Annotated in this window: 26 protein-coding genes and 3 tRNA genes; 18 read left to right on the top strand and 11 right to left on the bottom strand. The window is 52.9% G+C overall.

Annotated elements, in window-relative coordinates:
* Positions 1–153 precede the first annotated feature (153 nt).
* The 4 genes from pobA (at position 154) to bglJ (ending at position 3,802) form a co-directional block, all read left to right on the top strand.
* Positions 154–1,341, top strand: coding sequence for a 4-hydroxybenzoate 3-monooxygenase (pobA, locus tag OGY35_RS11150; protein WP_152402057.1), 1,188 nt, complete (start codon positions 154–156; stop codon positions 1,339–1,341).
* Positions 1,341–2,216, top strand: coding sequence for a helix-turn-helix domain-containing protein (locus OGY35_RS11145; RefSeq protein ID WP_286632327.1), 876 nt, complete (start codon positions 1,341–1,343; stop codon positions 2,214–2,216). The genes pobA and OGY35_RS11145 overlap by 1 nt, the downstream gene beginning before the upstream one ends.
* Before the next feature lie 270 nt (positions 2,217–2,486).
* A complete protein-coding gene (locus OGY35_RS11140) occupies positions 2,487–3,209 on the top strand; it encodes a helix-turn-helix transcriptional regulator (RefSeq protein ID WP_178826216.1) in 723 nt (240 codons plus the stop codon).
* The gene (gene bglJ, locus OGY35_RS11135; RefSeq protein WP_286632299.1) at positions 3,170–3,802 is read left to right on the top strand and encodes a DNA-binding transcriptional activator BglJ; all 633 of its coding nucleotides are present in this window, start codon (positions 3,170–3,172) and stop codon (positions 3,800–3,802) included. Before OGY35_RS11140 ends, bglJ begins: the two co-directional genes overlap by 40 nt.
* A 26-nt stretch (positions 3,803–3,828) precedes the next feature.
* On the opposite strand, the gene OGY35_RS11130 is transcribed toward bglJ, so the two are convergent.
* Positions 3,829–4,287: a YbaK/EbsC family protein gene (locus OGY35_RS11130; RefSeq protein WP_152402063.1), complete on the bottom strand. Its 459-nt coding sequence runs from the start codon at positions 4,285–4,287 to the stop codon at positions 3,829–3,831.
* A gap of 235 nt (positions 4,288–4,522) precedes the next feature.
* On the opposite strand from OGY35_RS11130, the gene OGY35_RS11125 reads away from it, so the two are divergent.
* A complete protein-coding gene (locus OGY35_RS11125; RefSeq protein ID WP_152402065.1) occupies positions 4,523–5,872 on the top strand; it encodes a PTS sugar transporter subunit IIC in 1,350 nt (449 codons plus the stop codon).
* Between the two features lie 25 nt (positions 5,873–5,897).
* On the opposite strand, the gene fhuF is transcribed toward OGY35_RS11125, so the two are convergent.
* Complete coding sequence (gene fhuF / locus OGY35_RS11120) at positions 5,898–6,686, bottom strand: siderophore-iron reductase FhuF (RefSeq protein WP_286632298.1); 789 nt, start codon at positions 6,684–6,686, stop codon at positions 5,898–5,900.
* Between the two features lie 113 nt (positions 6,687–6,799).
* Complete coding sequence (locus OGY35_RS11115; RefSeq protein WP_286632297.1) at positions 6,800–7,864, bottom strand: GGDEF domain-containing protein; 1,065 nt, start codon at positions 7,862–7,864, stop codon at positions 6,800–6,802.
* Between the two features lie 262 nt (positions 7,865–8,126).
* On the opposite strand from OGY35_RS11115, the gene OGY35_RS11110 reads away from it, so the two are divergent.
* Positions 8,127–8,363 (top strand): DUF1435 domain-containing protein, encoded by a 237-nt coding sequence (locus tag OGY35_RS11110; protein WP_084196628.1) that lies wholly within the window; start codon positions 8,127–8,129, stop codon positions 8,361–8,363.
* A gap of 36 nt (positions 8,364–8,399) precedes the next feature.
* Here OGY35_RS11110 and OGY35_RS11105 read toward each other — a convergent pair.
* From OGY35_RS11105 to rsmC, 4 genes are all read right to left on the bottom strand, one after another.
* A tRNA-Leu gene (locus tag OGY35_RS11105) sits at positions 8,400–8,486 on the bottom strand.
* 31 nt (positions 8,487–8,517) lie between these two features.
* Positions 8,518–8,604 (bottom strand) — tRNA-Leu (locus OGY35_RS11100).
* Between the two features lie 28 nt (positions 8,605–8,632).
* Positions 8,633–8,719: transfer RNA gene (locus tag OGY35_RS11095), tRNA-Leu, on the bottom strand.
* 136 nt (positions 8,720–8,855) lie between these two features.
* A complete protein-coding gene (gene rsmC / locus OGY35_RS11090; RefSeq protein WP_286632296.1) occupies positions 8,856–9,887 on the bottom strand; it encodes a 16S rRNA (guanine(1207)-N(2))-methyltransferase RsmC in 1,032 nt (343 codons plus the stop codon).
* 102 nt (positions 9,888–9,989) lie between these two features.
* On the opposite strand from rsmC, the gene OGY35_RS11085 reads away from it, so the two are divergent.
* From OGY35_RS11085 to OGY35_RS11050, 8 genes are all read left to right on the top strand, one after another.
* A complete protein-coding gene (locus OGY35_RS11085) occupies positions 9,990–10,403 on the top strand; it encodes a DNA polymerase III subunit psi (protein ID WP_152402073.1) in 414 nt (137 codons plus the stop codon).
* Positions 10,372–10,818 (top strand): ribosomal protein S18-alanine N-acetyltransferase, encoded by a 447-nt coding sequence (rimI, locus tag OGY35_RS11080; protein WP_152402075.1) that lies wholly within the window; start codon positions 10,372–10,374, stop codon positions 10,816–10,818. The genes OGY35_RS11085 and rimI overlap by 32 nt, the downstream gene beginning before the upstream one ends.
* 14 nt (positions 10,819–10,832) lie before the next feature.
* Positions 10,833–11,510, top strand: coding sequence for a pyrimidine 5'-nucleotidase (gene yjjG, locus OGY35_RS11075; protein ID WP_178825930.1), 678 nt, complete (start codon positions 10,833–10,835; stop codon positions 11,508–11,510).
* A gap of 92 nt (positions 11,511–11,602) precedes the next feature.
* Positions 11,603–13,192 (top strand): peptide chain release factor 3, encoded by a 1,590-nt coding sequence (gene prfC, locus OGY35_RS11070; RefSeq protein WP_178825928.1) that lies wholly within the window; start codon positions 11,603–11,605, stop codon positions 13,190–13,192.
* Between the two features lie 413 nt (positions 13,193–13,605).
* On the top strand, positions 13,606–14,223 hold the full coding sequence (osmY, locus tag OGY35_RS11065; protein ID WP_178826297.1) for a molecular chaperone OsmY: 618 nt from the start codon (positions 13,606–13,608) through the stop codon (positions 14,221–14,223).
* Between the two features lie 125 nt (positions 14,224–14,348).
* The gene (locus OGY35_RS11060; RefSeq protein ID WP_003019081.1) at positions 14,349–14,510 is read left to right on the top strand and encodes a DUF1328 domain-containing protein; all 162 of its coding nucleotides are present in this window, start codon (positions 14,349–14,351) and stop codon (positions 14,508–14,510) included.
* Positions 14,511–14,631: 121 nt separating this feature from the next.
* Positions 14,632–15,705, top strand: coding sequence for a patatin-like phospholipase family protein (locus OGY35_RS11055; RefSeq protein ID WP_286632295.1), 1,074 nt, complete (start codon positions 14,632–14,634; stop codon positions 15,703–15,705).
* Positions 15,702–16,478 carry a metal-dependent hydrolase gene (locus OGY35_RS11050; protein ID WP_286632294.1) on the top strand — a complete coding sequence of 259 codons (777 nt, stop codon included), beginning with the start codon at positions 15,702–15,704 and terminating at the stop codon, positions 16,476–16,478. The genes OGY35_RS11055 and OGY35_RS11050 overlap by 4 nt, the downstream gene beginning before the upstream one ends.
* 127 nt (positions 16,479–16,605) lie before the next feature.
* Here the strand turns inward: OGY35_RS11050 and OGY35_RS11045 are convergent, their stop codons facing one another.
* Together OGY35_RS11045 and OGY35_RS11040 are read right to left on the bottom strand one after the other, a co-directional pair.
* Complete coding sequence (locus tag OGY35_RS11045; protein WP_286632293.1) at positions 16,606–17,469, bottom strand: YjjW family glycine radical enzyme activase; 864 nt, start codon at positions 17,467–17,469, stop codon at positions 16,606–16,608.
* Positions 17,444–18,991 (bottom strand): YjjI family glycine radical enzyme, encoded by a 1,548-nt coding sequence (locus tag OGY35_RS11040; RefSeq protein ID WP_286632292.1) that lies wholly within the window; start codon positions 18,989–18,991, stop codon positions 17,444–17,446. Before OGY35_RS11040 ends, OGY35_RS11045 begins: the two co-directional genes overlap by 26 nt.
* Positions 18,992–19,252: 261 nt before the next feature.
* Between OGY35_RS11040 and deoC the strand changes: the two genes are divergently transcribed.
* The 4 genes from deoC (at position 19,253) to deoD (ending at position 23,577) form a co-directional block, all read left to right on the top strand.
* On the top strand, positions 19,253–20,032 hold the full coding sequence (gene deoC, locus OGY35_RS11035) for a deoxyribose-phosphate aldolase (RefSeq protein WP_286632291.1): 780 nt from the start codon (positions 19,253–19,255) through the stop codon (positions 20,030–20,032).
* A gap of 122 nt (positions 20,033–20,154) precedes the next feature.
* Complete coding sequence (gene deoA / locus OGY35_RS11030) at positions 20,155–21,477, top strand: thymidine phosphorylase (protein WP_286632290.1); 1,323 nt, start codon at positions 20,155–20,157, stop codon at positions 21,475–21,477.
* Positions 21,478–21,528: 51 nt separating this feature from the next.
* The gene (gene deoB, locus OGY35_RS11025) at positions 21,529–22,752 is read left to right on the top strand and encodes a phosphopentomutase (RefSeq protein WP_286632289.1); all 1,224 of its coding nucleotides are present in this window, start codon (positions 21,529–21,531) and stop codon (positions 22,750–22,752) included.
* A 105-nt stretch (positions 22,753–22,857) separates the two neighbouring features.
* Positions 22,858–23,577 (top strand): purine-nucleoside phosphorylase, encoded by a 720-nt coding sequence (deoD, locus tag OGY35_RS11020; protein ID WP_061075292.1) that lies wholly within the window; start codon positions 22,858–22,860, stop codon positions 23,575–23,577.
* Positions 23,578–23,673: 96 nt separating this feature from the next.
* On the opposite strand, the gene lplA is transcribed toward deoD, so the two are convergent.
* On the bottom strand, positions 23,674–24,690 hold the full coding sequence (gene lplA, locus OGY35_RS11015; RefSeq protein WP_286632288.1) for a lipoate--protein ligase: 1,017 nt from the start codon (positions 24,688–24,690) through the stop codon (positions 23,674–23,676).
* A 1-nt stretch (position 24,691) separates the two neighbouring features.
* Positions 24,692–25,360 carry a YtjB family periplasmic protein gene (locus OGY35_RS11010; protein WP_286632287.1) on the bottom strand — a complete coding sequence of 223 codons (669 nt, stop codon included), beginning with the start codon at positions 25,358–25,360 and terminating at the stop codon, positions 24,692–24,694.
* Positions 25,361–25,470 lie beyond the last annotated feature (110 nt).

The raw sequence follows: 25,470 nt of genomic DNA, 5'->3' as shown, positions 1-25,470 counted from the left end.
GAACTGCTCCACAGTTTTGCTAAATCGGTGAAAAGTGCAATTTTTGCCCGCATTTGGACCTTCTTTTTCTGTGCCTGCTTATCAAAAATGCAATTTGAAACTTTTATTCAACATTGATTAAACAAATAATCAACCAAGCAGGTGGGGAATGTAATGAAAACTCAGGTCGCAATTATTGGGGCAGGACCTTCCGGGCTGCTGTTAGGTCAGTTGCTGCATAAGGCGGGGATCCGCACACTCATCATTGAACGTCAGACGCCAGAGTATGTGTTGGGGCGCATCCGGGCAGGGATCCTCGAGAGTGGGACCGTCTCGCTCTTGCGGGAGGCCGGCGTGGCGCAGCGTATGGACAGCGAAGGTCTGGTGCATCACGGCGTTGAGTTTATTTTTGACGGCAAACGCATTCCCGTCGCGCTGAGCGAATTAACCGGCGGCAAAAGCGTAATGGTCTACGGGCAGACGGAAGTCACACGGGACCTGATGCAGGCGCGTAGCGATTGTGGCGCGCCTACGATTTATGGCGTCCAGCAGGTTGAGATTCACGATGCCAAAAGTGACCGCCCCTCAGTCACGTTTGAGAAAGAGGGGGAGAAGTGCCGCATTGAGTGTGATTTCATTGCCGGGTGTGATGGATTCCACGGCATTTCGCGACAAAGTATTCCGCGAGATGTCATCCGCGAGTACGAAAGTATCTGGCCGTTTGGCTGGCTGGGGTTACTTGCCGATACGCCGCCGGTCAATCCGGAGTTGATTTATGCGCATCATGAGCGCGGATTTGTACTTTGTAGTCAGCGCTCACTAACCAGAAGTCGCTACTATTTGCAGGTCCCGCTCAGCGAGCAGGTGGAATCCTGGAGCGATGAGCGCTTCTGGGGCGAGCTGAAACGGCGTTTGCCTGAGGAACTGGCCACGAAGTTAGTGACTGGTCACTCACTTGAAAAGAGTATCGCGCCATTACGCAGCTACGTGGTGGAACCGATGCAGTACGGCAAGCTCTTTCTGGTCGGTGATGCGGCACATATCGTTCCGCCGACCGGTGCAAAGGGGCTGAATCTGGCCGCGTCTGACGTGAATTATTTATGGCGTATTTTGACGCAGTACTATCAGCACGGGCGTAGCGATCTGCTGGCGACCTATTCCCGGTTGGCCCTTAACCGGGTGTGGAAAGGAGAGCGATTCAGCTGGTTTATGACCCACCTGCTGCATGATTTTCAGGAAAAGAGCGATTTTGATCGCAAGATGCAGGAGGCGGATCGTCAGTACTATCTGGGTTCGAGGGCTGGGCTGACGACGATTGCGGAGAATTACGTCGGACTGCCTTATGAAACGGTGGGTAAATGATGCAACTGGCTGACGTTATTCCTGTTTTTAAACTGTATGGTGAACAACAGGGATGGCCAACCCCCGATCTGCTGCACTGCGAGTCGATTCATCAGCGTAGCAGTTTGTATGAATGGCATATTCGGGTGCATCAGCATGCGGAGATCGTCCAGTTACTCTACTTGCATCGGGGTGAAGCAACGATTGAAATTGAGGGGCAGACGACGGTGAGGCGCGATGCCTGTATTCAGGTCGTTCCTGCGCTTTGTGTCCACGGTTTTCGCTTTTCCCCCGGAACCCAGGGCTATGTTCTCTCTCTGGCGTTGCCGCTGATTGGCCGCCTGGAATCCCAGTTTCCACAGCCGCTGCCTTTGCTGAATAGTCCGCAGTGCATATCGGTGGCTCAGTCCCGCAGTCACATCCGCACGCTTTTTTCCGCCTTGCAGAAGGAGTATCAGACGGATAACGAGGCGCGGGAAATGATGTTGTTTTCGTTGCTGAGTGCGTTGCTGGTCTGGCTTCGTCGGCAGAGTCGGCCCATTGCGCAATCGAATGACACTCTGGCGCGTCGGCGTAGCACACTCCGTCTTTTTGCCCGGCAGATTGAGAGCCACTATCGTGAGCATCTTCCCCTTACAGAATATGCGCATCGAATCGGCCTCTCTGCCAATTATCTGAATCAGTTATGTCGTGAATTTCATCATTGCAGTGCATTAAACGTTTTGCATCAGCGGTTGATGCTCGAAGCCAAGCGCAGCCTGCAATATACCAGCATGACCATAAGTCAGATCTCCGACTATCTGGGATTCAGTGATGTAACCTATTTTTCCCGTTTTTTTAAAAAACATTCAACGTTGTCTCCGAAGTCATATCGGGAATTAATTAAAAACAAATAGTTTGTCCAAATTTGGATAAATAAAAAAATCGTATATAAAATAGGAATGTTTAATGTCCCATTCAGGAATATAGTGTACATATTGACAATATCGACTTGTATTATACCCCGTGATAGTTGTATAACCACATCTTGCGAAATTAAAGAAAAACACCAAGGATAAACAATTCATATTGGCTATTATTCTGTTTTTTGTATTGTATCGTTGTATGTATTAATACTCATGCGATCCAGTTAATAGCAGATAAATTCATATGAATGTGGAGGATATATGTTGCCAGGATGCTGCAAAAACGGAATTGTCATCAGTAAAGTCCCTGTTATACAAGCGGGATTCCACGGCGTTATGCAACGGCATTTCCCGGAGTATGAGCTTACCGCTTGTGGTGCGGTAGAAGAACTCACGCCACTACAACTCCGGCGGGCGGAGTTGGCGATCGTGGATTTAACCGGTGAATGCCAACACCCGCGCACGGTCTGCGAACGATTCTACGCACTCCTTTCTCAATATCGTGATATCCATTGGGTTTTCCTGGTGTCACGTGCGTATTACGCGCAGGCGGTTGAATTGCTGATACGCCCCTCCAGTACGCTGCTGTCTGACGTCGAACCAATTGAGAGTCTGGTAAGCACTATCCGTTCCGGGCATAACAGTCCTGACCGAATCAGCAAAATGCTGTTGTCGCCCCCCCCGTTAGAACATCTGGAATTCAGTTCCCATGCTATTCTTTTGACGCTATCGGAGCGAAAAGTACTGCGCCTGTTGGGGAAGGGGTGGGGGATCAATCAAATTGCGGCGTTACTTAAGAAAAGTAATAAAACTATTAGCGCCCAGAAAAACAGCGCCATGCGCCGCTTATCAATACACAGTAATGCGGAAATGTATGCATGGATTAACAGTTCTCAGGGAGCCAGAGAGCTGAATTTACCTTCGGTATATGGAGAGTCAGCGGAATGGAAAATAGAAACCGTACGCGAAATGTCGCACTCATAGAAAAATGTGTTATGAGTGGAATTGGTATTCAGAATCTATTTAATGCAACCTCAGATAACCAATTCAAATTGCATCTCTATTTGACGCTGGATGATTTTCAACAGGCGATGAGTTCGACAGTCTTTTCTGCCGTTATTTTTTCTCTCTCCTCGGTCCGAAAAGCCAGGCGGGTAGAACTAATGAGCCTTACCGAACTGGCTGAAAACTATCCTGCTATGCGTCGTCTGGTTATTGCGGATGATGATGCTGAAGCGCGTTTAATCAGCGCACTGTCGCCCTCCCCGTTAGATGGTGTGCTGAGTAAAGCAAACTCGCTCCCTGCGCTGCAGGAGGCGTTATTTACCGCATTAAGCGGCACGCGGCGGATCAGTGAAAGTAATAACAATCTCTGGTATCTCAATCAGAGCCGCATGCTGAGTCCAACCGAGCGTGAGATTTTGCGCTTTATGTCCAATGGCTACTCAATGCCGCAAATTGCGATTGAACTGGCGCGGAATATTAAGACCATCCGGGCGCACAAGTTTAACGTGATGTCGAAACTGGGCGTCAATTCTGACGCCGGTTTACTGCATGCGGCAGATATTTTGCTTTAACCGCCGCGAAAGCTAAAAACGGATGATTACTGGCACACATCAACCCAGGTGGCTGAAGTCAGTTCAGCCATACGCTCTGGTGCAATACGCACTGCGCTATATGTGGCGCCTGCTGCCGGAAGGACTTCGGTGAACGATCGTAAAGAGACGTCACAATAAACGGGCAACGGAGTTTCCAGCCCGAAAGGGCAAACCCCGCCAACGGGATGCCCCGTCGCGTTGACGACTTCATCACTGTTCAGCATGCGCGCTTTGGCACCGAAGGTGCTTTTGAGCTTTTTATTGTCCAGTCTTGCGTCGCCTTTGGCGACAACCAGGATGATGGTGTCTTTCACCTTCAGCGAAAGGGTTTTTGCTATTTGTCCGGGCTGTACGTTATGTGCTTTGGCCGCCAGTTCAACCGTCGCGGTACTTTGTTTTAATTCAATGATTTCAATATCCGGGGCATGTTCGGCCAGAAATTGCCGTACCGATTGCAGACTCATTCGATTCTCCTGACACCATTTCTGCAGTCCCCGACGCTTCAGAAAACTGCGAGTGTAATTTGGCATAAGTCGTCCTGTACTGTAAATATTTTAATATAACAAACCAGCAACATGGGTGATTTTTCGATCCTCTTCACAATCACGGAAACCGGTTACCGTAACCGGTTGCAGTCTGTGAAAGAGCGATTAATACTGGAGTTGTCACTTCCTCTGTATCACATAAAAAGAGCCACTTATGAAATCTACCAACCATGCAGTCTTTAATGTGATTTTTCGGTTTGTTGAAAACTATGTCAGCCCGATTGCCGGGCGCATTTCTTCACAGCGTCATGTTATGTCTATCCGTGACGGCTTTATTTCCGCGATGCCATTTATGATTGTCGGATCGTTTCTGTTGGTATTTGCCTATCCTCCGTTTTCGCCGGATACCACCTGGGGATTTGCCCGGGCCTGGCTGGATATGGCGAAACAGTTTGAAGGGCAGATCCTGACCCCTTTTGATATGACCATGGGGATCATGTCGATCTATATTTGTGCCGCTATTGCCTATAACCTGGGCAAACATTACGCGAAGTCACATCAGTTGGATCCGTTCATGTGCGCCATGCTCTCCACCATGGCGTTCTTACTGGTCGCTGCGCCTAAAACAAAAGGCACTCTGCCTGTGGACAGCCTCGGCGGAACGGGGATTTTTACGGCGATTCTGGTGGCAATTTATTGCGTAGAAATGATGCGTTTTCTGAAGGCACATAACATTGGCATTCGTTTACCCGATCAGGTTCCGCCGATGATCAAAAACTCATTCGATCTCCTGATTCCGGTGCTGGTGGTGGTGCTCACATTGTACCCGCTCAGCCTGCTGATTCAGGCACAGTTCGACATGCTTATCCCGCAGGCCATTATGTCTATTTTTAAACCGCTGGTATCGGCTGCCGATTCTCTGCCAGCGATCTTACTGGCGGTGCTGATTGGTCATTTGTTGTGGTTTGCCGGTATTCACGGTGCGGCGATCGTCTCCGGGATGCTGCAGATGTTTTGGCTGACCAACCTCGGTATGAACCAGACTGCGCTGGCGCAGGGCGCACCATTACCGCATATTTTCATGGAGGCATTCTGGACATTCTTCATCGTGATCGGTGGGTCGGGTGCGACAATGGGGCTGGTGATTTGCTATTTGCGCAGTCGTTCCGTACATCTGCGTTCGATAGGCCGACTGAGTGTGGTTCCCAGTATCTTCAACATTAACGAGCCGGTGATTTTTGGTACGCCTATCGTCATGAATCCCGTGTTCTTTATTCCTTTCCTGCTGGCACCGATGGTGAATGCCGTGCTGGCCTGGGCGGCGATGAAACTGGATCTGATTGGTCGCGTGATTTCGGTGGTGCCATGGACTGCGCCGGCACCTGTCGGTGCGGCGTGGGCGCTAGGCTGGGATTATCGCGCTGCGATTCTGGTGGTTCTTCTGGCTATCGTTTCTGCCGTCATCTATTTCCCGTTCTTTAAAGTGTACGAGAAGCAACTGCTGGAACAAGAGGCGGAAGAGGCACAGCGTTCAGACGCGGAAAACGAGCAGATTGCGTTGTAATCATCAGGGGGCGAACGCTCCCTGATTACTTCAGCGTACAGTCACCGCACTGCTGAACGTCCGGCAGACGATAACGCTGACAGCATGTTCTGCGTACCAGAATCCCTTCGCGAGGGACGACCGTGCGCCAGAGTGGGTTGTCAGCACCACAGGACAACTGCTTTTCAAAGAAGCAGCCCTGGCGCAGCGTGTTCAACAACTCTTCACCCAGCAGCGGTTTCATCTCCGTGAGATACCAGTTAATCAGATAGCCGGTATTGCTCCAGATAAGTTTACCGTTGATTTCTCCGGTTGCCTCAAGCGCCTGGATGACCGGAGTCAACGCCTGCTTAACCAATGTTTCCATGCGCGCCTGCGGTGATTGCGTCGTCGCCAGGCGATCCTGATGCACGTCAATCCAGAAGCACGCTGCACGCCCCGTCTCGTGAAACTCCACGTGGACGTGTTCGGGAGAGACATCAATTGCCGTCTGCTGCGTCAGCAGGGCAAGCATCAGTGGGGGCACCATCAGACCGATGTACCACTGTGCCCACAGCGAGAGTAATGGTTTGTTTTCGCGTGGCTGCGTGGGGTGGTTGCGATAAATATGATTGGAGTAAATTGCCAGCAGAGACTGGAGTTCGCTTGGGCGACGCCATTGTGCCAGTGTCATCGCGCTCGGAGGGGCGGGTTCATCCAGACGGATGAAATCCAGCAGATGCTCACGCGTCTGGGCTATGGTTGCGCGCACGGCCTCAGCCAGCGAGGGCATCTGCGGTTGGAGATGCCCTCGCCAGATGACATCGTCAATAATCGGTGCGGAACGATAGGCCATGAGTTAGATAGTAATCTAAATGATAATGATTGCCAATCCTAGCGGCAGGCATAACCGATAGCAAGATCTTTGTCAGTCTGACGTTCAACGGCGCATTAATTGGCTACGGCGTGTCAGGCGATACCCGGATCGTCACTGACTAAAATATGGTTACGCCCCAGATCTTTCGCTTTATAGAGCGCCTTATCAGCATGACGAATCGCCTCTTCGACATCTCCCCCTACCAGAGGCGCAATACCAATACTGATTGTGACCTGCGTTGCGACGTTCTCATTGAACATATGGGGAATTTTAAGATCGTAAACATTCTGCCGGATGCGTTCAGCCGCCTCGCGGGCTGTCAGTGGATCGCTCGCCGTCAGGAGCACCATAAACTCTTCACCGCCAAAACGGGCGACAATATCGCGTGAACGCACGGCATTGCGGATCGCGGCGGAAACGCGGATCAGGGCCTGATCGCCCATCATATGCCCATAGTGATCGTTGTAGGCTTTGAAATGGTCGATGTCGATCAGCAAAACGTAATGCTCATGCGTACCCAGTTCCAGCACAGCTTTCAGCTTATGCTGGAGTCCTCGCCGATTATACAATCCCGTTAAGGGGTCGAGCATACTCAGGTCGGTCAGCGTCTCTCTTTCGGCGAGCAGTTTGAACATAAGTTGCTGGGCGAAATCGTCGTAGCGCTTTTGAATCACATGCTGAATGGCAATACCAGCCATGGGCAGGGCCATAAAATAGAGCAGTCGTAGAGCGTGTTCGCTACCGTTCAGACATAAACAGGCCAACAAGGACGGCAGTGAATGGAGGGTAAATGCGACGATGTTATTGGCAAACGCAATTGATCCAATAAACAACACGCTCAGCAGTGCGATCAGCAGAAAGGAATAGTCAGGATTCTGCAACGTCTGGTATTTCAGCGTAATGTGCGCTGCCCATAAACCGCCAAAGAGTATTGAGATGACATGGAGATTAATCCGCTTCTTCGTATACCTGACATGCCATGTCAGCAACGCAGTGCTCAGCACAAGGATGAGAGACACTGGTGTGGAGACGGTTTTACTGGGATAGATAGGAAAAGCAATGACAAACAACGCAGAAATAGCGTTGAGAAACAAAAAGAGTCGCAGAGAGAGTTGGTACTTTTTAGTGCGCAGCGTTTGCCAGGATTGTGCAGTCATATCTTAACGTCATTATTTATCTAACAATTACACTGTTCACGTCGCATACACTGTTCACGACATATAAATAATGGGTGAGAAGATGCTTGCCTGGAATCAGATTATTGTATCTGTACGTTTACCGTTGTGCAATTTATCACCTTAAATAATTCATGTCATCATTGCTTGAGTAAAGCTCATATAAGTGACGTATGGATTGCTGACAAATGAGAAAGATTGTCATATGATATTGGTTATCATTATCGATGTGAGAGGTGAAACCATGTTGCAACGGGCGCTGGGGAGTGGCTGGGGAGTATTGCTGCCTGGAATCGTCATTACCGGGCTGGCATTTGCCGATCTTTCTCTCGGGGCATGGAAAGCCATCATTGTATTAGGGCTATTGCTGACCCCGGTGATGCTCTATCACAAACAATTGCGGCACTTTGTGTTGCTGCCATCGTGTGTCGTGCTGATCGGTGGAATGATGCTGGTAATGATGAACTGGAATCAGGGATGAAAACCGGGAATGCTACAGAGAGGGATGTAAGATAATTGGTGCGAGGGGGGGGACTTGAACCCCCACGTCCGTAAGGACACTAACACCTGAAGCTAGCGCGTCTACCAATTCCGCCACCTTCGCACAGTCATCTTACTTTTTGATATCGCCTCGTTGGTGCGAGGGGGGGGACTTGAACCCCCACGTCCGTAAGAACACTAACACCTGAAGCTAGCGCGTCTACCAATTCCGCCACCTTCGCCCAGTGCGAGCAATATCAACGTGGTTTATGGTGCGAGGGGGGGGACTTGAACCCCCACGTCCGTAAGGACACTAACACCTGAAGCTAGCGCGTCTACCAATTCCGCCACCTTCGCATACCATCGATTCTTAAAAAGAATCACTACCACGGAGGCGCATTCTAGTGGTTTTCAGCTATTCGTCAATAGTTAATTACGTGGGGCAGCGGTGATTGCTGCAAAAACGGCCATTCGTATGGCCGTCATTGTGATATCACGCTTTTTTCGCCTGGCGGGTCATGACCGTGCGATACACTTTGAAGCGTCCGGTCTGGGCGATGACCTCGTGGAAGCCAAAGGTCTCATCCAGTATCTGCGGATACGGCAGGAAAGCGTTAGCGACAATGCGCAGTTCGCCGCCGCTGTTCAGGTGACGTACGGCACCGCGAATCAGAGTTTGCGCGGCATCCAGGCTGGTTTGCATACCGTCATGGAACGGCGGGTTGGAGATTATCATATCAAACCGGCCCGTCACTTCGGAGAAGACGTTACTGGCGAAGACCTCGCCCTCAATGCCGTTTGCAGCCAGCGTGGCGCGACTGGCTTCAACCGCCGGCGCCGCAACGTCGCAAAGGGTTAAACGTACTTTCGGCGAGTGGCTGGCAAGTGCTGCGGAAAGTACGCCTGCGCCGCAGCCGACGTCCAGCACTTTCCCTTTGGTATGCGGCGTCAGGGTGGACAGCAGCAACTGACTACCCACATCCAGACCATCGCGACTGAATACGCCCGGCAGGGTTTTTATCGTCAACCCCTCAACGTGGTATTCACCCCAGTATTTTTCTGCGTCAAACGTTGGTTGTTTGTCCAGACGACCATGATACAGCCCGCAGCGGCGCGCGCTGTCGATTTTGTTCAGCGAGGCATATTCGGCCAGCATTTGCTCAGCACTGCGCACGCCGCTACGGTTTTCGCCAACCACAAAAATGTCAGTGCCAACGGGAAGGAGTGACAGAATATTCATCAACTGGAACTGGGCTTCCGGTTTGTTTTTCGGCCAGTAGTAGATAAAAGTGTCGCAGTCGGCAACGTCTTGCGCTTGTGCAACAAGGCTAAAGCGCGCGTTGTCGCCCATCTGGCGGCTCAGCACCTGCCAGTGGTGAAACTGCTGCGTATGTACGCGGCTGGCGGCGCATTCAAAACGTGCGGGCAGGTCATCCTGCAAATCTCCGGCAAACAGAATACGGCTTTGTTCGAAATCATCACTGTGGCGCAGCAAGACTTCACTTGCCGGGGTAAAAGCAGACATGGAAAACTCCTTAATTCATACAGCGGGCGATTATAGACGTTTGATGGCGTCTATTCGACTAATTTGCTATATTTGCGCCCCTGAATACAGGAGCGATTCGCTATGACAACCCGACGAGACTGGCAGTTACAGCAACTGGGCATTACCCAGTGGTCGCTGCGTCGCCCCGGCGCGTTGCAGGGAGAGATCGCGATTTCCATTCCTGCGCACGTCCGTCTGGTGATGGTAGGTGAAATACTGCCGCCGCTGACTGAACCTCTGGTAAGCGATATTCTGCGTGCATTAACCCTGAGCCCCGATCAGGTTTTGCAGGTGACGCCGGAACGCGTTGCGATGCTGCCGCAGGGCAGCCGCTGCAACAGTTGGCGGCTGGGCACAGAAGCGCCGCTGTCACTGGAAGGTGCGCAGGTTGCAACGCCGGCTTTTGATGAATTGCGGGCAAACCCAGCGGCACGCGCCGCGCTATGGCAACAAATCTGCACACATGAACACGATTTCTTCCCTCAGTCAGAGTGATTTACCCGCCGCGTTTCAGATTGAAAAACGCGCCCATGCGTTTCCCTGGAGCGAACACACTTTTGCCAGTAATCAGGGGGAGCGCTATCTCAACTATCAATTGACGGTAGAAGGGAGAATGGCGGCGTTTGCGATTACGCAGGTTGTGCTGGATGAAGCTACGCTGTTCAACATTGCCGTTGATCCCGATTTTCAGCGCCGGGGATTCGGGAAAGCGCTGCTGGAACATCTCATTGATGAGTTAGAAAAACGCGGCGTCCTGACGCTGTGGCTGGAGGTTCGCGCCTCCAACGTTGCCGCCATCGCATTGTATGAAAGCTTAGGCTTTAACGAGGCAACGATTCGCCGCAATTATTATCCGACCGCTGACGGTCGTGAGGACGCCATCATAATGGCACTGCCAATCAGTATGTAAAAGAAGGTGTAATGATGAAGTGGGACTGGATTTTCTTTGATGCCGACGAAACGCTGTTCACATTTGACTCGTTTACTGGCTTACAGCGGATGTTTCTCGATTACAGCATCACCTTTACCGCTGAAGATTTTCAGGACTACCAGGCCGTAAATAAACCGCTGTGGGTGGATTATCAGAACGGCGCGATCACGTCATTACAGCTTCAGCATGCCCGCTTCCAGAGCTGGGCTGAACGGTTAAAGGTCGAGCCCGGCTCGCTGAATGATGCCTTTATGAATGCGATGGCTGAAATTTGTGCGCCGCTGCCGGGAGCCGTTTCGCTGCTCAATGCGATTCGCGGCAAAGCCAAAATAGGCATTATTACTAATGGGTTCACCTCTTTACAACAGATCCGCCTGGAACGTACAGGACTTCGCGACTACTTTGATTTGCTGGTCATTTCCGAAGAAGTTGGCGTGGCAAAGCCGGATCCGAAGATTTTTGATTACGCCCTGGCGCAGGCGGGCAATCCCGATCGCGCTCGGGTGCTGATGGTGGGGGATACCGCTGCGTCCGATATTCTCGGCGGCATCAACGCCGGGCTTTCTACCTGCTGGCTGAATGCGCATCATCGTGAGCAGCCGGAAGGCATCGAGCCGACGTGGACCGTATCGTCATTACACGAACTGGAGCAGCTCCTGTGTAAACACTGATTGCCTCCCCCCCGCTGATGGGTAAAATAGCCGCAATTTTTCGTATTCAACATGCGCGGTGCGACACCGCGTTTACTCAAGAAGAATGAACTATGACGTTGTCTCCTTATTTGCAGGAGGTGGCCAAGCGCCGCACTTTTGCCATTATTTCTCACCCGGATGCCGGTAAAACGACCATCACAGAGAAGGTGTTGCTGTTCGGACAGGCGATCCAGACTGCCGGTACGGTAAAAGGCCGTGGTTCCAGCCAGCATGCGAAATCGGACTGGATGGAAATGGAAAAGCAGCGTGGGATCTCCATTACCACCTCCGTCATGCAGTTTCCGTATCATAACTGTCTGGTCAATCTGCTGGACACCCCGGGGCACGAAGACTTCTCCGAAGATACCTATCGTACTTTGACGGCGGTGGACTGCTGCCTGATGGTGATCGACGCTGCAAAAGGCGTCGAGGATCGTACCCGTAAACTGATGGAAGTCACCCGTCTGCGCGATACGCCGATCCTGACCTTTATGAACAAACTCGACCGTGATATCCGTGACCCGATGGAGTTGCTGGACGAAGTAGAGAACGAACTGAAAATCGGCTGTGCGCCGATCACCTGGCCGATCGGCTGCGGTAAGTTGTTCAAAGGGGTTTATCACCTTTATAAAGATGAAACCTATCTGTATCAGACGGGTAAAGGTCATACCATCCAGGAAGTACGCATTGTTAAAGGTCTGGATAACCCGGATCTCGACGCGGCCGTTGGGGAAGACTTAGCGCAGCAGCTGCGCGACGAACTGGAACTGGTGAAGGGCGCCTCTAACGAGTTTGATAAAGAACTGTTCCTGGCGGGCGAAATTACCCCGGTCTTCTTTGGTACCGCGCTGGGTAACTTCGGCGTTGATCACATGCTGGACGGTTTGGTGGAGTGGGCGCCTGCGCCAATGCCGCGCAAGACCGATACTCGCGTGGTGGAAGCGGAAGAAGAGAAGTTCACCGGCTTCGTCTTTAAAATTCAGGCCAACATGGATCCGAAACACCGTGACCGCGTAGCATTTATGCGCGTCGTTTCCGGTAAGTACGAAAAAGGCATGAAGCTGCGTCAGGTCCGTATTGGCAAAGACGTGGTGATCTCTGATGCGCTGACTTTTATGGCTGGTGACCGTTCGCATGTGGAAGAGGCTTATCCGGGTGATATTCTCGGTCTGCACAACCACGGTACTATCCAGATTGGCGATACGTTCACTCAGGGTGAAATGATGAAGTTCACCGGTATTCCGAACTTCGCGCCGGAACTGTTCCGTCGTATTCGCCTGAAAGATCCGCTGAAGCAGAAACAGTTGCTGAAAGGTCTGGTCCAGCTCTCCGAAGAGGGCGCGGTGCAGGTCTTCCGCCCAATCGCCAACAACGATCTGATCGTGGGCGCGGTCGGTGTACTGCAGTTCGACGTGGTGGTTGCCCGTCTGAAGAGCGAATACAACGTTGAGGCCATTTATGAGTCCGTCAACGTGGCAACCGCTCGCTGGGTGGAATGTGCTGACGCGAAGAAATTCGAAGAGTTCAAACGTAAGAACGAAGTTCAACTGGCGCTCGATGGCGGCGATAACCTGACCTACATCGCACCAACGATGGTGAACCTTAATCTGACGCAAGAGCGTTATCCTGACGTTCAGTTCCGCAAGACGCGCGAACACTAATCCCCCCTTCAGGGCGTGGCAGCCGCTGCGCCCTGCGACTTTTCCTGCCTTATTAGCCCGTTGCGGAATGTTCTTAAATCCCTCTGTTTTGCTTATGACTGCCTGTTTTTTGCGCACTTCGCCGCGCTTTTTCAAAATTGTGATCTATATTTAACAAAGTGATGACATAAATATTGGCTTTAAATACCGTTCAATGTGTGAATTTAAGTACTTAAAGCTAATGTCTATTGTAGTCACGATATTAATAACTGACTCAGCGAGCCACCTGTCAGCGCATCATCATCATCATCACCTTTTGTGATTGTGACCGCTGCCATTGACTTCTGAGCTGGGTGAATTTTTCACCACATTCAGCAATGCAACCTTATGTTGCCTGAGCTCAAATTATGAGCAAACCATACAGGAATTAATCGATGACTATGACAAGACTGAAGATTTCTAAAACTCTGCTGGCCGTGATGTTGACCTCCGCTGTGGCAACGGGTTCTGCGTATGCAGAAAACACCACAATGGATAAAGCGCAATCCGGTGTAGAAAGCGCAGGGCAGAAAGTCGATAGCTCTATGAATAAAGTCGGTAATTTCATGGATGACAGCGCCATTACCGCGAAAGTGAAAGCGGCACTGGTGGATCATGAAAGCATTAAGAGCACCGATATTTCCGTCAAAACCGATCAGAAAGTGGTGACGCTGAGCGGCTTCGTTGAAAGCCAGGCGCAGGCGGAAGAGGCCGTGAATGTGGCGAAAGGCGTTGAAGGCGTCACGTCCGTCAGCGACAAACTCCACGTTCGCGACAGCAAATCAGATTCCGTGAAAGGCTATGCCGGCGATACGGCAACGACCAGCGAGATCAAAGCGAAACTGCTGGCGGATGACATCGTTCCTTCCCGCAAAGTGAAAGTTGAAACGACCGATGGCGTGGTCCAACTTTCCGGCACCGTTGATTCTCAGGCGCAAATTGAGCGTGCTGAGAGCATTGCAAAAGCCGTTGATGGCGTAAAAAGCGTCAAAAACGATCTGAAAGCGCAGTAAGTCTTCGTTTTCTCCTCCGACCTGGGTCGGAGGACGTCATGGGCACGACACAAACAATAGCGTGAATGAGTGGCCTGAGCGCTCATATCAAGCGGTCGATATTAACTATGGTAAAGGAGAAGCGTATGTTTCGTTGGGGCATTATATTTCTGGTTATCGCGTTAATTGCCGCCGCTTTGGGATTTGGTGGACTGGCCGGCACCGCAGCGGGTGCGGCGAAAATTGTCTTCGTTGTCGGGATTATTCTCTTCCTGGTCAGTCTGTTTACAGGGCGTAAGCGGCCCTAGCGCCTAAACCACACCATGATTTTGTTGTTAAGCCAGTCCGGTGGACTGGCTTTTTCGGTTTTAGCCGCCGCCTATTTGCGTTACTTTGGCACTTTACACAATAAAAAACAGGAAGGCAGAGGTGGGGCAGCGTATACCCGTCACGCTCGGCAATATTGCGCCGTTGTCATTAAGAACGTTTAAACCGGGTCGCCTGGCGTTGGTTTGCGAGGGGGGCGGGCAGCGTGGCATCTTTACCGCAGGTGTACTGGATGAGTTCATGCGCGCGCAGTTTAATCCGTTCGATCTCTATTACGGCACTTCAGCGGGGGCGCAAAATTTGTCGGCCTATCTGTGCAACCAGCCCGGCTATGGGCGCAAAGTCATCATGCGCTATACCACCAAACGTGAATTCTTTGACCCGGTACGCTTTGTGCGTGGCGGGAATCTGATCGATCTCGACTGGCTGGTGGAGTCCACGGCGACTCAGATGCCATTGCAGATGGATACCGCCTCGCGCCTGTTCGAAACGGGGAAATCGTTCTACATGTGCGCCTGTCGGGGTGATGACTACACGCCGAACTATTTCTCTCCCAACAATCAAAACTGGCTCGATCTGATCCGGGCGTCCAGTGCGATCCCGGGGTTCTATCGTAGCGGCGTGTCGCTGGAGGGGATCAATTATCTCGATGGCGGGATCAGCGATGCAATTCCGGTTCGTGAGGCCGTGAAGCAGGGGGCGAAAACGCTGGTGGTGATCCGCACGGTGCCTTCGCAAATGTATTACACCCCGCAGTGGTTCAAGCGGATGGAGCGCTGGTTGGGCGAAAGCAGCCTGCAGCCGCTGGTCAATCTGGTCCAGCACCACGAAGCCAGTTATACGGAAATTCAGCAATTCATTGAAAAACCACCGGGCAAGCTGAAGATCTTTGAAATTTACCCGCCGAAGCCGCTGAAAAGTATGGCGCTGGGAAGTCGTATTCCGGCGCTGCGGGAAGACTATAAAATTGGACGACTGTGCGGGCGCTACTTCCTGGCGACCGTGGGAAAACTGCTGGCAGCTGAGCCGCCGTTATCGCGCCACCTGCTGCCGACCGTCACGCCGACGCCGGTGGTGGTTCCGCCGGCACCGGTCGCCAACGATGCCCATGTGGCGGCGCTGAGCGATGCGCCGCAGGCTAACGATACGACATTCAGTAATGAGGATCTGGCGTGAGTTTTTGCTTTATCGACACCCACTGTCACTTTGACTTCCCTCCTTTCACGGGGGATGAAGCCCACAGCCTGCAACTCGCTGGCGAAGCGGGCGTTGAGAAGATCATTATTCCGGCCACCGCAGCGGAAAACTTTGCCCGCGTGCGGGCGCTGGCGGAACGTTTTTCCCCGCTGTATGCCGCACTGGGACTGCATCCCATTGTGATTGAGCAACATACTGATGAGGATCTTGCGCGTCTGCAACATGCGCTGGAGACGCGTCCGGCAAAGGTGATTGCTATTGGTGAGATCGGTCTGGATCTGTATCGCGACGATCCGCAGTTCGCGAAGCAGGAACGGTTTCTGGAAGCACAGCTGCAGCTTGCCAGACGCTACGATTTACCCGTAATCCTGCATTCCCGGCGCACGCATGACAGGCTGGCAATGCATCTCAAGCGTCAGGATCTGCCGCGAACCGGCGTAGTGCACGGTTTCGCTGGTAGCCTGCAGCAGGCGGAGCGTTTTGTGCAACTGGGCTATAAGATTGGGGTGGGTGGAACGATCACCTATCCGCGCGCTAGTAAAACCCGCGATGTGATGGCGCGACTGCCGCTGGAGGCGCTACTGCTGGAGACCGACGCGCCGGATATGCCGCTGAATGGTTTTCAGGGGCAGCCTAATCGTCCGGAGCAGGTGGCGAGAGTGTTCGGGGTGTTGTGCGAATTACGTCCGGAACCCGCGGAGCTGATTGCTGACGCGCTGTATCGCAATACGACCACATTGTTTGATGTATAAGCGATCATACGATTGATTGGCCCACCATCCAGTAGTTGCATGCCTGATGGCGCTTCGCTTATCAGGCCTATGGTCGGCATATGTAGCTTTTGTAGGCCGGATAAGGCGTCAGCCGCCATCCGGCAGGTCATAAATACAACGCCGGAAAGATCAGATTATCCACGCCGCGTTGCTGTAATGCCGTTGCCAGTTGCTGCACGTCGTTCGGTGTAGCGCTCGCCCATTCACTCGCTTCTCCAAAGACCCCATGCGCATGAAACGCATTTAACCGCACTGGCACATTGCCCAATTGCGAAATAAAGACCGCAAGCGAATCAATGTGCTGCAAATAATCCACCTGTCCAGGAATCACCAGCAGACGCAGTTCCGCCAGTTTTCCCCGCTGTGCCAGCAGCGTAATGCTGCGCTTGATCTGCGCGTTATCCCGACCGGTGAGGGCAATGTGGCGTGCGCTATCCCAGGCTTTGAGATCGAGCATCGCGCCATCGCAAACCGGCAGCAATTTCTCCCAGCCGGTTTCGCTCAACAATCCATTGCTGTCGACCAGACAGGTAAGTGACTGTAGCTGCGGATCGGCCTTAATCGCCGTAAATAAATCCACAACGAAAGGCAGTTGCGTCGTGGCTTCGCCGCCGCTGACGGTGATCCCCTCAATGAACAGTGAAGCTTTGCGGATCTGGCGCAGCACGTCGTCAATGCTCATCGTCTGTGCCATCGGCGTCGCCTGTTGCGGGCACATTTGCAAACAGGTATCACACTGTTCGCAAACCTCTGCCTGCCAGACAACGTTACCGTCATTGAAACTCAGCGCCTGATGCGGACACTGCGGGACGCACTCGCCGCAGTTATTGCAGCGTCCCATCGTCCACGGGTTGTGGCAATTCTTACAGCGCAGATTACACCCTTGCAGAAACAGGGCCAGACGACTGCCCGGCCCGTCCACACAGGAGAAAGGAATAACCTTACTAACGAAAGCGCATCTGCTGTTCATGACTCACGACACGAGGTTGGCGTTCCAGAATATGCGTATTACGCGCGGCCTCTTCACCCAGCCAGGTGGTATTGGTTCGCGAGCCTTCGGCGCGGTATTTTTCCAGATCGGACAGGCGCACCATATACCCCGTGACGCGGACCAGATCGTTGCCGCTAACATTGGCGGTAAACTCTCGCATTCCCGCTTTGAACGCGCCCAGACAGAGTTGTACCAGCGCCTGTGGGTTGCGCTTGATGGTTTCATCGAGCGTCAGAATGTCGCTGATACCGGACTGATAATAGGCATGATGCGGCGCGACGGTCTGTAGGTGGGTGATTGGATCCGGTTCATCACCATAGGGTAAACGCGCGCCTGGGGTGGTACCGATATCCGAACTGATCCCCGACTGAGCATGCAGCATGGCGCGCTGCTGCCAGCCGTATTTCACCGGCGTGTTTTCAACAAAATCAGCAAGCTGGGCGCTGATGCGATAGCCCAGATCGTTCGCCGTCTCATCTTTGCCGTAGCGCGCGTTCATACCCGCTTTTTCGCACAGCAGATTAACCGCCTCCGCCAGACCATACATACCGAACATCGGTACAAAACGTTGTGGATCGATCAGTCCTTCCTGCACCAGGAAGCTATTCTCAAAGAAATGTGATTTTTCATAAAGGAACTCACATCGCGCATCGATGATGGCGATTTGCTGCTGGCAATAGTACGGCAGCGTGCGGTTAAAGAAGTCATAGACAGAGGTACTGCGCTCGGCAATGGCTTTCAGATTGAGACGAACCAGCGTGCTGCCGCCGCCGGCAAGGGGCAGAGAGTTGTAACAGCTGACGATGCCATAGTGGCCTTTTGTGAAAATTTTATCATTTATCGGCCCGTTGGAAATATGTGGCTTGCTGCATTCACAAATGTTTTTCGCCACTTCCAGCAGGAGATCATCGGGTGTTATCTCCGGGTCGTAGATGAACGTCAGGTTAGGTGCAACCTGCTTTAACTCTGCATCGGCGCGTAAAATGGCTCGAGTGATGGGGGTATCGGCGGGGCCAATATTCGCATGCATGAATGCGTCAGGCAGCGTTCTGTCGAGATAACGCCAGAAACGTTTTATTCGAATATCGATCGCTTCTTGTGTTAGAATTCTAACATACGGTTGCAGCAGCGTATCCAGTTGCCCCAGGTAAACCGGCATCGATGTAACGGAAGGCACGTGGTGATACAGAATGGTCAGCAGGGACAGCGCATCGTCCAGATCTTTCGCCCCTTCCAGTTCCAGCCAGGCTGAACCGTTGGCCAGAAAACGGGCGTAATCGGGAAGTACATAGCGCGGTTTATACGGCGCGTGACCTTCGAACATATCGCAGATAACCCCGTCGTCCAGCGCCTGACGGGCCCCGGCGGGCAGTGCGGGATAAGGCAGGTTGTTCTCTGCTTCCAGAGCGAGAAAATGGCGTTTCTGTTCTGGGCTGAGGAGTGAACTGGTGACGATTTGCTGACAACGTTGTTGCAGCGCGGTTTCATGGGGCGTGGGCATCGTGATTCCTTTATCGGCCGAAGATCATCATGTCATTGTAGAAAGATGTGCTGTCGGCACTTTGATCCTGATGCGGCTGAGTGGAGAAGAAAGCGACAGAAAAGGGAGATTATTTGAAGTTGATCTCATTACAGTAATGCAAATTTGTACGTAGTTTTCATTAACTGTGATGTATATCGAAGTGTAATAGCGAGTGGATGTTAGAATACTAACAGCCTCGCAAGGTGAAAATTTTATACGGCGACGCCGTTGGAGAATGTTATGAGCGATTTAACTGCAAGCAGCCTGCGCGCACTGAAACTGATGGACCTGACCACCCTGAATGACGACGACACCAATGAAAAAGTGATCGCGCTGTGTCATCAGGCGAAAACCCCGGTCGGCAACCCAGCAGCAGTCTGCATCTATCCGCGTTTTATCCCGATTGCACGTAAAACGCTGAAAGAGCAGGGCACCCCGGATATCCGTATTGCAACCGTTACCAACTTCCCGCATGGCAACGACGACATTGAGATCGCGCTGGCGGAAACCCGTGCGGCGATTGCCTACGGGGCGGACGAAGTGGACGTGGTATTCCCGTACCGCGCGCTGATCGCCGGTAATGAACAGGTCGGTTTCGATCTGGTTAAAGCCTGTAAAGACGCCTGTGCGGCGGCAAACGTACTGCTTAAAGTGATCATCGAAACCGGTGAGCTGAAAGAAGAGCGACTTATTCGTAAAGCATCAGAAATTGCGATTAAAGCCGGTGCGGATTTCATCAAAACCTCTACCGGTAAAGTGCCAGTGAACGCCACGCCGGAAAGTGCACGCATCATGATGGAAGTGATCCGCGATATGGGCGTATCCAAAACCGTGGGTTTCAAACCGGCAGGCGGCGTGCGTAGTGCAGAAGACGCTCAGCAGTTTCTCGCTATTGCTGACGAACTGTTTGGCGCTGACTGGGCGGATTCCCGTCACTACCGTTTTGGCGCATCCAGTCTGCTGGCAAGCCTGTTGAAAGCGCTCGGCCACGGCGACGGTAAAAGCGCAAGCAGCTACTAAGGTGCTAAGTGTTTGATGGCGCTTCGCTTATCAGGCCTACGACATATCACCGTAGGCCGTATAAGGCGTTAGCCGCCATCCGGCAAAACCGCCTGCAAACTCTTTTCCCCATGGAGGTTCCCTTGTTTCTCGCACAAGAAATTATTCGTAAAAAACGTGATGGTCATGCGCTGAGCGATGAAGAAATTCGTTTCTTTATCAACGGTATTCGTGACAACACAGTCTCTGAGGGGCAGATTGCTGCCCTGGCGATGACCATTTTCTTCCACGATATGACTATGCCAGAACGCGTTTCGCTGACCATGGCAATGCGGGATTCAGGAACTGTCCTGGACTGGAAGAGCCTGAATCTGAACGGACCGATCGTGGATAAACACTCCACCGGCGGCGTGGGCGATGTGACGTCGCTGATGCTTGGCCCAATGGTAGCGGCCTGCGGCGGCTACATTCCGATGATCTCGGGCCGCGGGCTGGGTCATACCGGCGGTACGCTCGATAAACTGGAAGCGATCCCGGGCTTTGATATCTTCCCGGACGACAACCGCTTCCGCGAAATCATTAAGGACGTGGGTGTGGCGATCATCGGGCAAACCAGCTCGCTCGCACCGGCGGACAAACGTTTTTATGCCACCCGCGATATCACCGCGACGGTGGATTCTATTCCGCTTATCACCGGCTCCATTCTGGCGAAAAAACTGGCGGAAGGGCTGGACGCGCTGGTCATGGACGTGAAAGTCGGCAGCGGCGCGTTTATGCCGACCTATGAACTCTCTGAAGCGCTGGCGGAAGCGATCGTTGGCGTGGCCAACGGCGCGGGCGTGCGCACAACCGCACTGCTAACCGACATGAACCAGGTACTGGCATCCAGTGCGGGTAACGCGGTGGAAGTGCGCGAAGCGGTGCAGTTCCTGACCGGCGAATACCGCAATCCACGCCTGTTCGATGTGACGATGGCGCTGTGTGTTGAAATGCTGATTTCCGGCAACCTGGCGAAAGACGATGCCGACGCGCGGGCGAAACTACAGGCGGTGCTGGATAACGGTAAAGCGGCTGATGTCTTTGGACGTATGGTTGCCGCCCAGAAAGGCCCGACCGACTTCGTTGAGAACTACGCGAAATACCTGCCGACGGCAATGCTCAGTAAAGCGGTTTATGCTGATAGTGAAGGGTTCGTCAGTGCGATGGATACCCGTGCACTGGGCATGGCGGTAGTGTCGATGGGCGGCGGCCGTCGCCAGGCTTCGGATACCATTGATTACAGCGTCGGCTTTACCGATATGGCCCGTCTGGGCGACAGCGTTGACGGACAGCGTCCGCTGGCGGTGATCCACGCGAAAGATGAAGCCAGCTGGCAGGAGGCGGCGAAAGCCGTCAAAGCGGCAATAATCTTTGACGATAAAGCGCCGGAAAGCACACCAACGGTCTATCGTCGCATTACCGAATAGCGATATACTGATCTGATCGCTTTTTTGCAGCGCAGATGAATGGAGAACAAGATGAAACGTGCATTTATTATGGTGCTGGACTCCTTTGGTATTGGTGCGACGGAAGACGCGGATCGCTTTGGCGACGTCGGTTCCGACACCATGGGGCACATCGCTGAAGCCTGTGCCAAAGGCGAGGCTGACAAAGGTCGTAAAGGCCCACTGAATCTGCCAAACCTTACCCGCCTGGGTCTGGTGAAAGCGCATGAAGGGTCTACCGGCAAAATCGCAGCCGGTATGGACGCTAACGCGGAAGTGATTGGCGCATACGCCTGGGCGCATGAGCTCTCTTCCGGTAAAGATACGCCGTCTGGCCACTGGGAAATTGCCGGTGTGCCGGTGCTGTTCGACTGGGGTTATTTCAGCGATCACGAAAACAGCTTCCCGCAGGAACTGCTGGATAAGCTGGTCAAACGTGCGAACCTGCCGGGCTATCTCGGTAACTGCCACTCTTCCGGTACGGTGATTCTGGACCAGTTGGGCGAAGAGCACATGAAAACCGGCAAACCGATTTTCTATACCTCCGCTGACTCCGTGTTCCAGATTGCCTGTCACGAAGAGACCTTTGGCCTGGATAAACTTTACGAGCTGTGTGAAATCGCCCGTGAAGAGCTGACCGAAGGCGGCTATAACATCGGTCGCGTTATCGCGCGTCCGTTTATTGGCGACAAAGCGGGTAACTTCCAGCGTACCGGTAACCGTCACGATCTGGCCGTTGAACCGCCTGCGCCGACCGTGTTGCAGAAACTGGTCGAAGAGAAAGACGGCCACGTGGTTTCCGTCGGTAAAATCGCGGACATCTACGCCAACTGCGGCATCACTAAAAAAGTGAAAGCCACGGGGCTGGACGCGCTGTTTGACGCCACCGTCAAAGAGATGAAAGAAGCCGGTGACAAGACGATTGTCTTCACCAACTTCGTGGACTTCGACTCCTCCTGGGGCCATCGCCGCGATATTGCCGGTTATGCCGCCGGTCTGGAGTTGTTCGACCGCCGTCTGCCGGAACTGATGGCGCTGGTGGGTGAAGATGACATTCTGATCCTGACCGCCGATCACGGCTGCGACCCGAGCTGGACCGGTACTGACCATACCCGTGAACACATTCCGGTGCTGGTGTACGGCCCGAAAGTGAAACCGGGCTCGTTAGGTCACCGTGAAACCTTTGCGGATATCGGTCAGACGCTGGCGAAATACTTTGGTACGTCCGACATGGAATATGGCAAAGCCATGTTCTAAGGTCATTGCCGGGTGGCGGCTGCGCCTGACCCGGCCTACAAAACCGTAGGCCCGGTAAGCGAAGCGCCGCCGGGTAAAGAAACTCAAATTAAAAGGGAACTGAAGATGGCTACCCCACATATTAATGCAGAAATGGGCGATTTCGCGGATGTTGTTTTGATGCCGGGCGACCCGCTGCGCGCAAAGCACATTGCGGAAACTTTCCTTGAAGATGTGCGCGAAGTAAACAACGTTCGCGGCATGTTAGGTTTCACCGGGACGTACAAAGGTCGTAAGATTTCCGTGATGGGTCACGGTATGGGTATCCCGTCCTGCTCCATCTACACCAAAGAACTGATCACCGATTTCGGCGTGAAGAAAATCATTCGCGTAGGATCCTGTGGTGCCGTGCGTGCCGATGTGAAACTGCGTGACGTGGTGATTGGTATGGGTGCCTGCACCGATTCCAAAGTGAACCGTATTCGTTTCAAAGACCATGATTTTGCCGCGATTGCTGATTTCGGCATGGTGCGTGACGCGGTTGAAGCGGCGAAAGCACTGGGTGTGGACGCGCGCGTCGGCAACCTGTTCTCTGCGGATCTGTTCTACTCTCCAGACGGCGAAATGTTCGACGTCATGGAAAAGTACGGCATCCTGGGCGTGGAAATGGAAGCGGCGGGTATCTACGGCGTGGCGGCAGAATTCGGTGCGAAAGCGCTGACTATCTGCACCGTGTCTGACCACATCCGTACTCACGAGCAGACCACGGCGGCTGAACGTCAAACCACGTTCAACGACATGATCAAAATCGCGCTGGAATCCGTTCTGCTGGGCGATAAAGCGTAATTTTGTTTTGTGCCCGGTGGCGCTCACGCTTACCGGGCCTACAAACGCTGTAGGCCGGATAAGGCGCAGCCGCCATCCGGCAATTCTTGCAGTAGATTATCGAACCGCTTTCATCATCCACGCCGACAATTCCCGCAGCTCTTTTTCCTGTTCCGGGAAATCGGCCAGCAGCGCCTCGCACTCCTGTTGCAACCTATCCGCACGATACAAACAGCCCTGCAAACGTCCCGCCAGCGCCTCTAACGGTGCCGGATTAAGACTGTCGGTAAAGACCTGGGCTCGGGTGATGTGTCCTTTCTCAACGTCAAAGTGCAGTTCAACGCCTCCCCAGGTAAAGCGCTCATCCAGCAGATGTGAAAAGGCCGGCGCCTGACCGAAATTCCATTCCCAACTGCTCTGGCGGGCAAAGGTTTCGGCAAAGTTCGGCAGATCTGGCGTGTTGTCCGGAGAAATAATCTCAGGCGTAACGCGTTCACCGTAATGCGTGAAAAAGGCCTCGGTCACCGCTGCGCAAACCTGTTCATGCGTGATCCCCGGCAGCAGTTCGGTGAGATTCGCGACTCGCGAACGAACGGAGGTAATCCCTTTGGCCGCCAGTTTCTTTTTATCCGGATTCAGGTAATTTGCCAGTCGGCTGAGATCCGCATTCAGTAACAGCGTACCGTGGTGAAAACCACGATCTTTGGTTTCGCGATAGGCAGAGCCGGAAACCTTACGGTCGCCATCCGCCGTTTTCACCACCAGATCGTTACGCCCGGAGGCTTCTGCCGCAACGCCCAGCGCGTTAAGCGCGTTCAGGACAATTGCCGTTGAAATGGTCTTGTCGTATTCCGGCTTCCCGGCCATAAAGGTGAAACAGGTATTGCCGAGATCGTGGAACACCGCGCCACCGCCGCTGCTGCGACGCGCCAGACGCACGTTGTCCTCTTCCATCCGCCGGGTATTACACTCTTTCCACGGGTTTTGCGCACGACCAATGACGACCGTATCGGCATTGCGCCATAAAAACAGCACGCGCTGCGTGGCGGGCATTTGACGGAAAATACACTCTTCGACCGCCAGGTTAAACCAGGGGTCATAAGAGTCAGAAATAAGCAGGCGAAGTGTCGACATGTCAGTTTTCCTTTCCTGTAATGAGTGACTCTTTTTTCTCGCTCTCTTCCTCTTCCGGCACCGACTTGTTGGCGGTTAGCAGGAAAGGCGATTGCTGCCAGCGGGTACGTTTACCTTGCAGCAGGGTGCGGGTTAGCACCACGCCGATGGCCAGTGAAAGCAGCAGCATCAGGCGTAGAATGTTGGTGGTGTTATCGACCTGTTTTGCTTCGGTGGCTAAGGTATGGGTATCCAGCGTCAGGCGCAGATAGCCCAGCGGACCATTTTTTCCCTGAATGGGTTCGACAATCTGCTGGTTGAAGTAGCCGCCTGCTTTTTTACCGTCCAGCGCCAGACGGTCGCGCACATTTACGCTTTCGCCTGCCCGGGCGATCATATCGCCTTGATTATCATAAACCCCGGCATCGAGAATACGGCTTTCCTTCGTCAACTGCTGCAAAAGGGTGTTGATGCGTTTTTCGTCGGGCGTTTCGGTTCGCATCAGCGGCGCGATGTTCAGGGTCACCTGATGTGCCAGCGTGCGGGCCAGCTCTTCAAGCTGCGGATTTCGCTGTCGCTGGTGATTTTGGCTGAACCAGGACGCGCCCTGCATGAGCGCAACAAGCAGTGCGAGACAGAACAATACAATCACTGCACGATGAAGTCGGAATTTTAGTTTTGCGCGAGCCATATTCCACCTGTTGAAAATTTGAGGCTTAATGTTGCCAGAAGCGATGGTTACAAGGTAGCCTCATGCGTTATTTTCCCCAGAACCTTTCCGGCCCGAATGATTTTACAGGA

The sequence above is a fragment of the Citrobacter sp. Ct235 genome, from assembly GCF_030332305.1.
In the GTDB taxonomy this organism is placed as follows: domain Bacteria; phylum Pseudomonadota; class Gammaproteobacteria; order Enterobacterales; family Enterobacteriaceae; genus Citrobacter_A; species Citrobacter_A telavivensis.
The sequence above is the reverse complement of the archived record's forward strand: the minus strand, read 5'-3'. Positions and strand labels throughout refer to the sequence as shown.

What these genes read in the sequence shown, in the direction of transcription:
- pobA (WP_152402057.1), top strand. Translation starts at nt 154, where the DNA reads ATGAAAACTCAGGTCGCAATTATTGGGGCAGGACCTTCCGGGCTGCTG.
- OGY35_RS11145 (WP_286632327.1), top strand. Translation starts at nt 1,341, where the DNA reads ATGCAACTGGCTGACGTTATTCCTGTTTTTAAACTGTATGGTGAACAA.
- OGY35_RS11140 (WP_178826216.1), top strand. Translation starts at nt 2,487, where the DNA reads ATGTTGCCAGGATGCTGCAAAAACGGAATTGTCATCAGTAAAGTCCCT.
- bglJ (WP_286632299.1), top strand. Translation starts at nt 3,170, where the DNA reads ATGGAAAATAGAAACCGTACGCGAAATGTCGCACTCATAGAAAAATGT.
- OGY35_RS11130 (WP_152402063.1), bottom strand. Translation starts at nt 4,287, where the DNA reads ATGAGTCTGCAATCGGTACGGCAATTTCTGGCCGAACATGCCCCGGAT.
- OGY35_RS11125 (WP_152402065.1), top strand. Translation starts at nt 4,523, where the DNA reads ATGAAATCTACCAACCATGCAGTCTTTAATGTGATTTTTCGGTTTGTT.
- fhuF (WP_286632298.1), bottom strand. Translation starts at nt 6,686, where the DNA reads ATGGCCTATCGTTCCGCACCGATTATTGACGATGTCATCTGGCGAGGG.
- OGY35_RS11115 (WP_286632297.1), bottom strand. Translation starts at nt 7,864, where the DNA reads ATGACTGCACAATCCTGGCAAACGCTGCGCACTAAAAAGTACCAACTC.
- OGY35_RS11110 (WP_084196628.1), top strand. Translation starts at nt 8,127, where the DNA reads ATGTTGCAACGGGCGCTGGGGAGTGGCTGGGGAGTATTGCTGCCTGGA.
- rsmC (WP_286632296.1), bottom strand. Translation starts at nt 9,887, where the DNA reads ATGTCTGCTTTTACCCCGGCAAGTGAAGTCTTGCTGCGCCACAGTGAT.
- OGY35_RS11085 (WP_152402073.1), top strand. Translation starts at nt 9,990, where the DNA reads ATGACAACCCGACGAGACTGGCAGTTACAGCAACTGGGCATTACCCAG.
- rimI (WP_152402075.1), top strand. Translation starts at nt 10,372, where the DNA reads ATGAACACGATTTCTTCCCTCAGTCAGAGTGATTTACCCGCCGCGTTT.
- yjjG (WP_178825930.1), top strand. Translation starts at nt 10,833, where the DNA reads ATGAAGTGGGACTGGATTTTCTTTGATGCCGACGAAACGCTGTTCACA.
- prfC (WP_178825928.1), top strand. Translation starts at nt 11,603, where the DNA reads ATGACGTTGTCTCCTTATTTGCAGGAGGTGGCCAAGCGCCGCACTTTT.
- osmY (WP_178826297.1), top strand. Translation starts at nt 13,606, where the DNA reads ATGACTATGACAAGACTGAAGATTTCTAAAACTCTGCTGGCCGTGATG.
- OGY35_RS11060 (WP_003019081.1), top strand. Translation starts at nt 14,349, where the DNA reads ATGTTTCGTTGGGGCATTATATTTCTGGTTATCGCGTTAATTGCCGCC.
- OGY35_RS11045 (WP_286632293.1), bottom strand. Translation starts at nt 17,469, where the DNA reads ATGAACAGCAGATGCGCTTTCGTTAGTAAGGTTATTCCTTTCTCCTGT.
- OGY35_RS11040 (WP_286632292.1), bottom strand. Translation starts at nt 18,991, where the DNA reads ATGCCCACGCCCCATGAAACCGCGCTGCAACAACGTTGTCAGCAAATC.
- deoC (WP_286632291.1), top strand. Translation starts at nt 19,253, where the DNA reads ATGAGCGATTTAACTGCAAGCAGCCTGCGCGCACTGAAACTGATGGAC.
- deoB (WP_286632289.1), top strand. Translation starts at nt 21,529, where the DNA reads ATGAAACGTGCATTTATTATGGTGCTGGACTCCTTTGGTATTGGTGCG.
- deoD (WP_061075292.1), top strand. Translation starts at nt 22,858, where the DNA reads ATGGCTACCCCACATATTAATGCAGAAATGGGCGATTTCGCGGATGTT.
- lplA (WP_286632288.1), bottom strand. Translation starts at nt 24,690, where the DNA reads ATGTCGACACTTCGCCTGCTTATTTCTGACTCTTATGACCCCTGGTTT.
- OGY35_RS11010 (WP_286632287.1), bottom strand. Translation starts at nt 25,360, where the DNA reads ATGGCTCGCGCAAAACTAAAATTCCGACTTCATCGTGCAGTGATTGTA.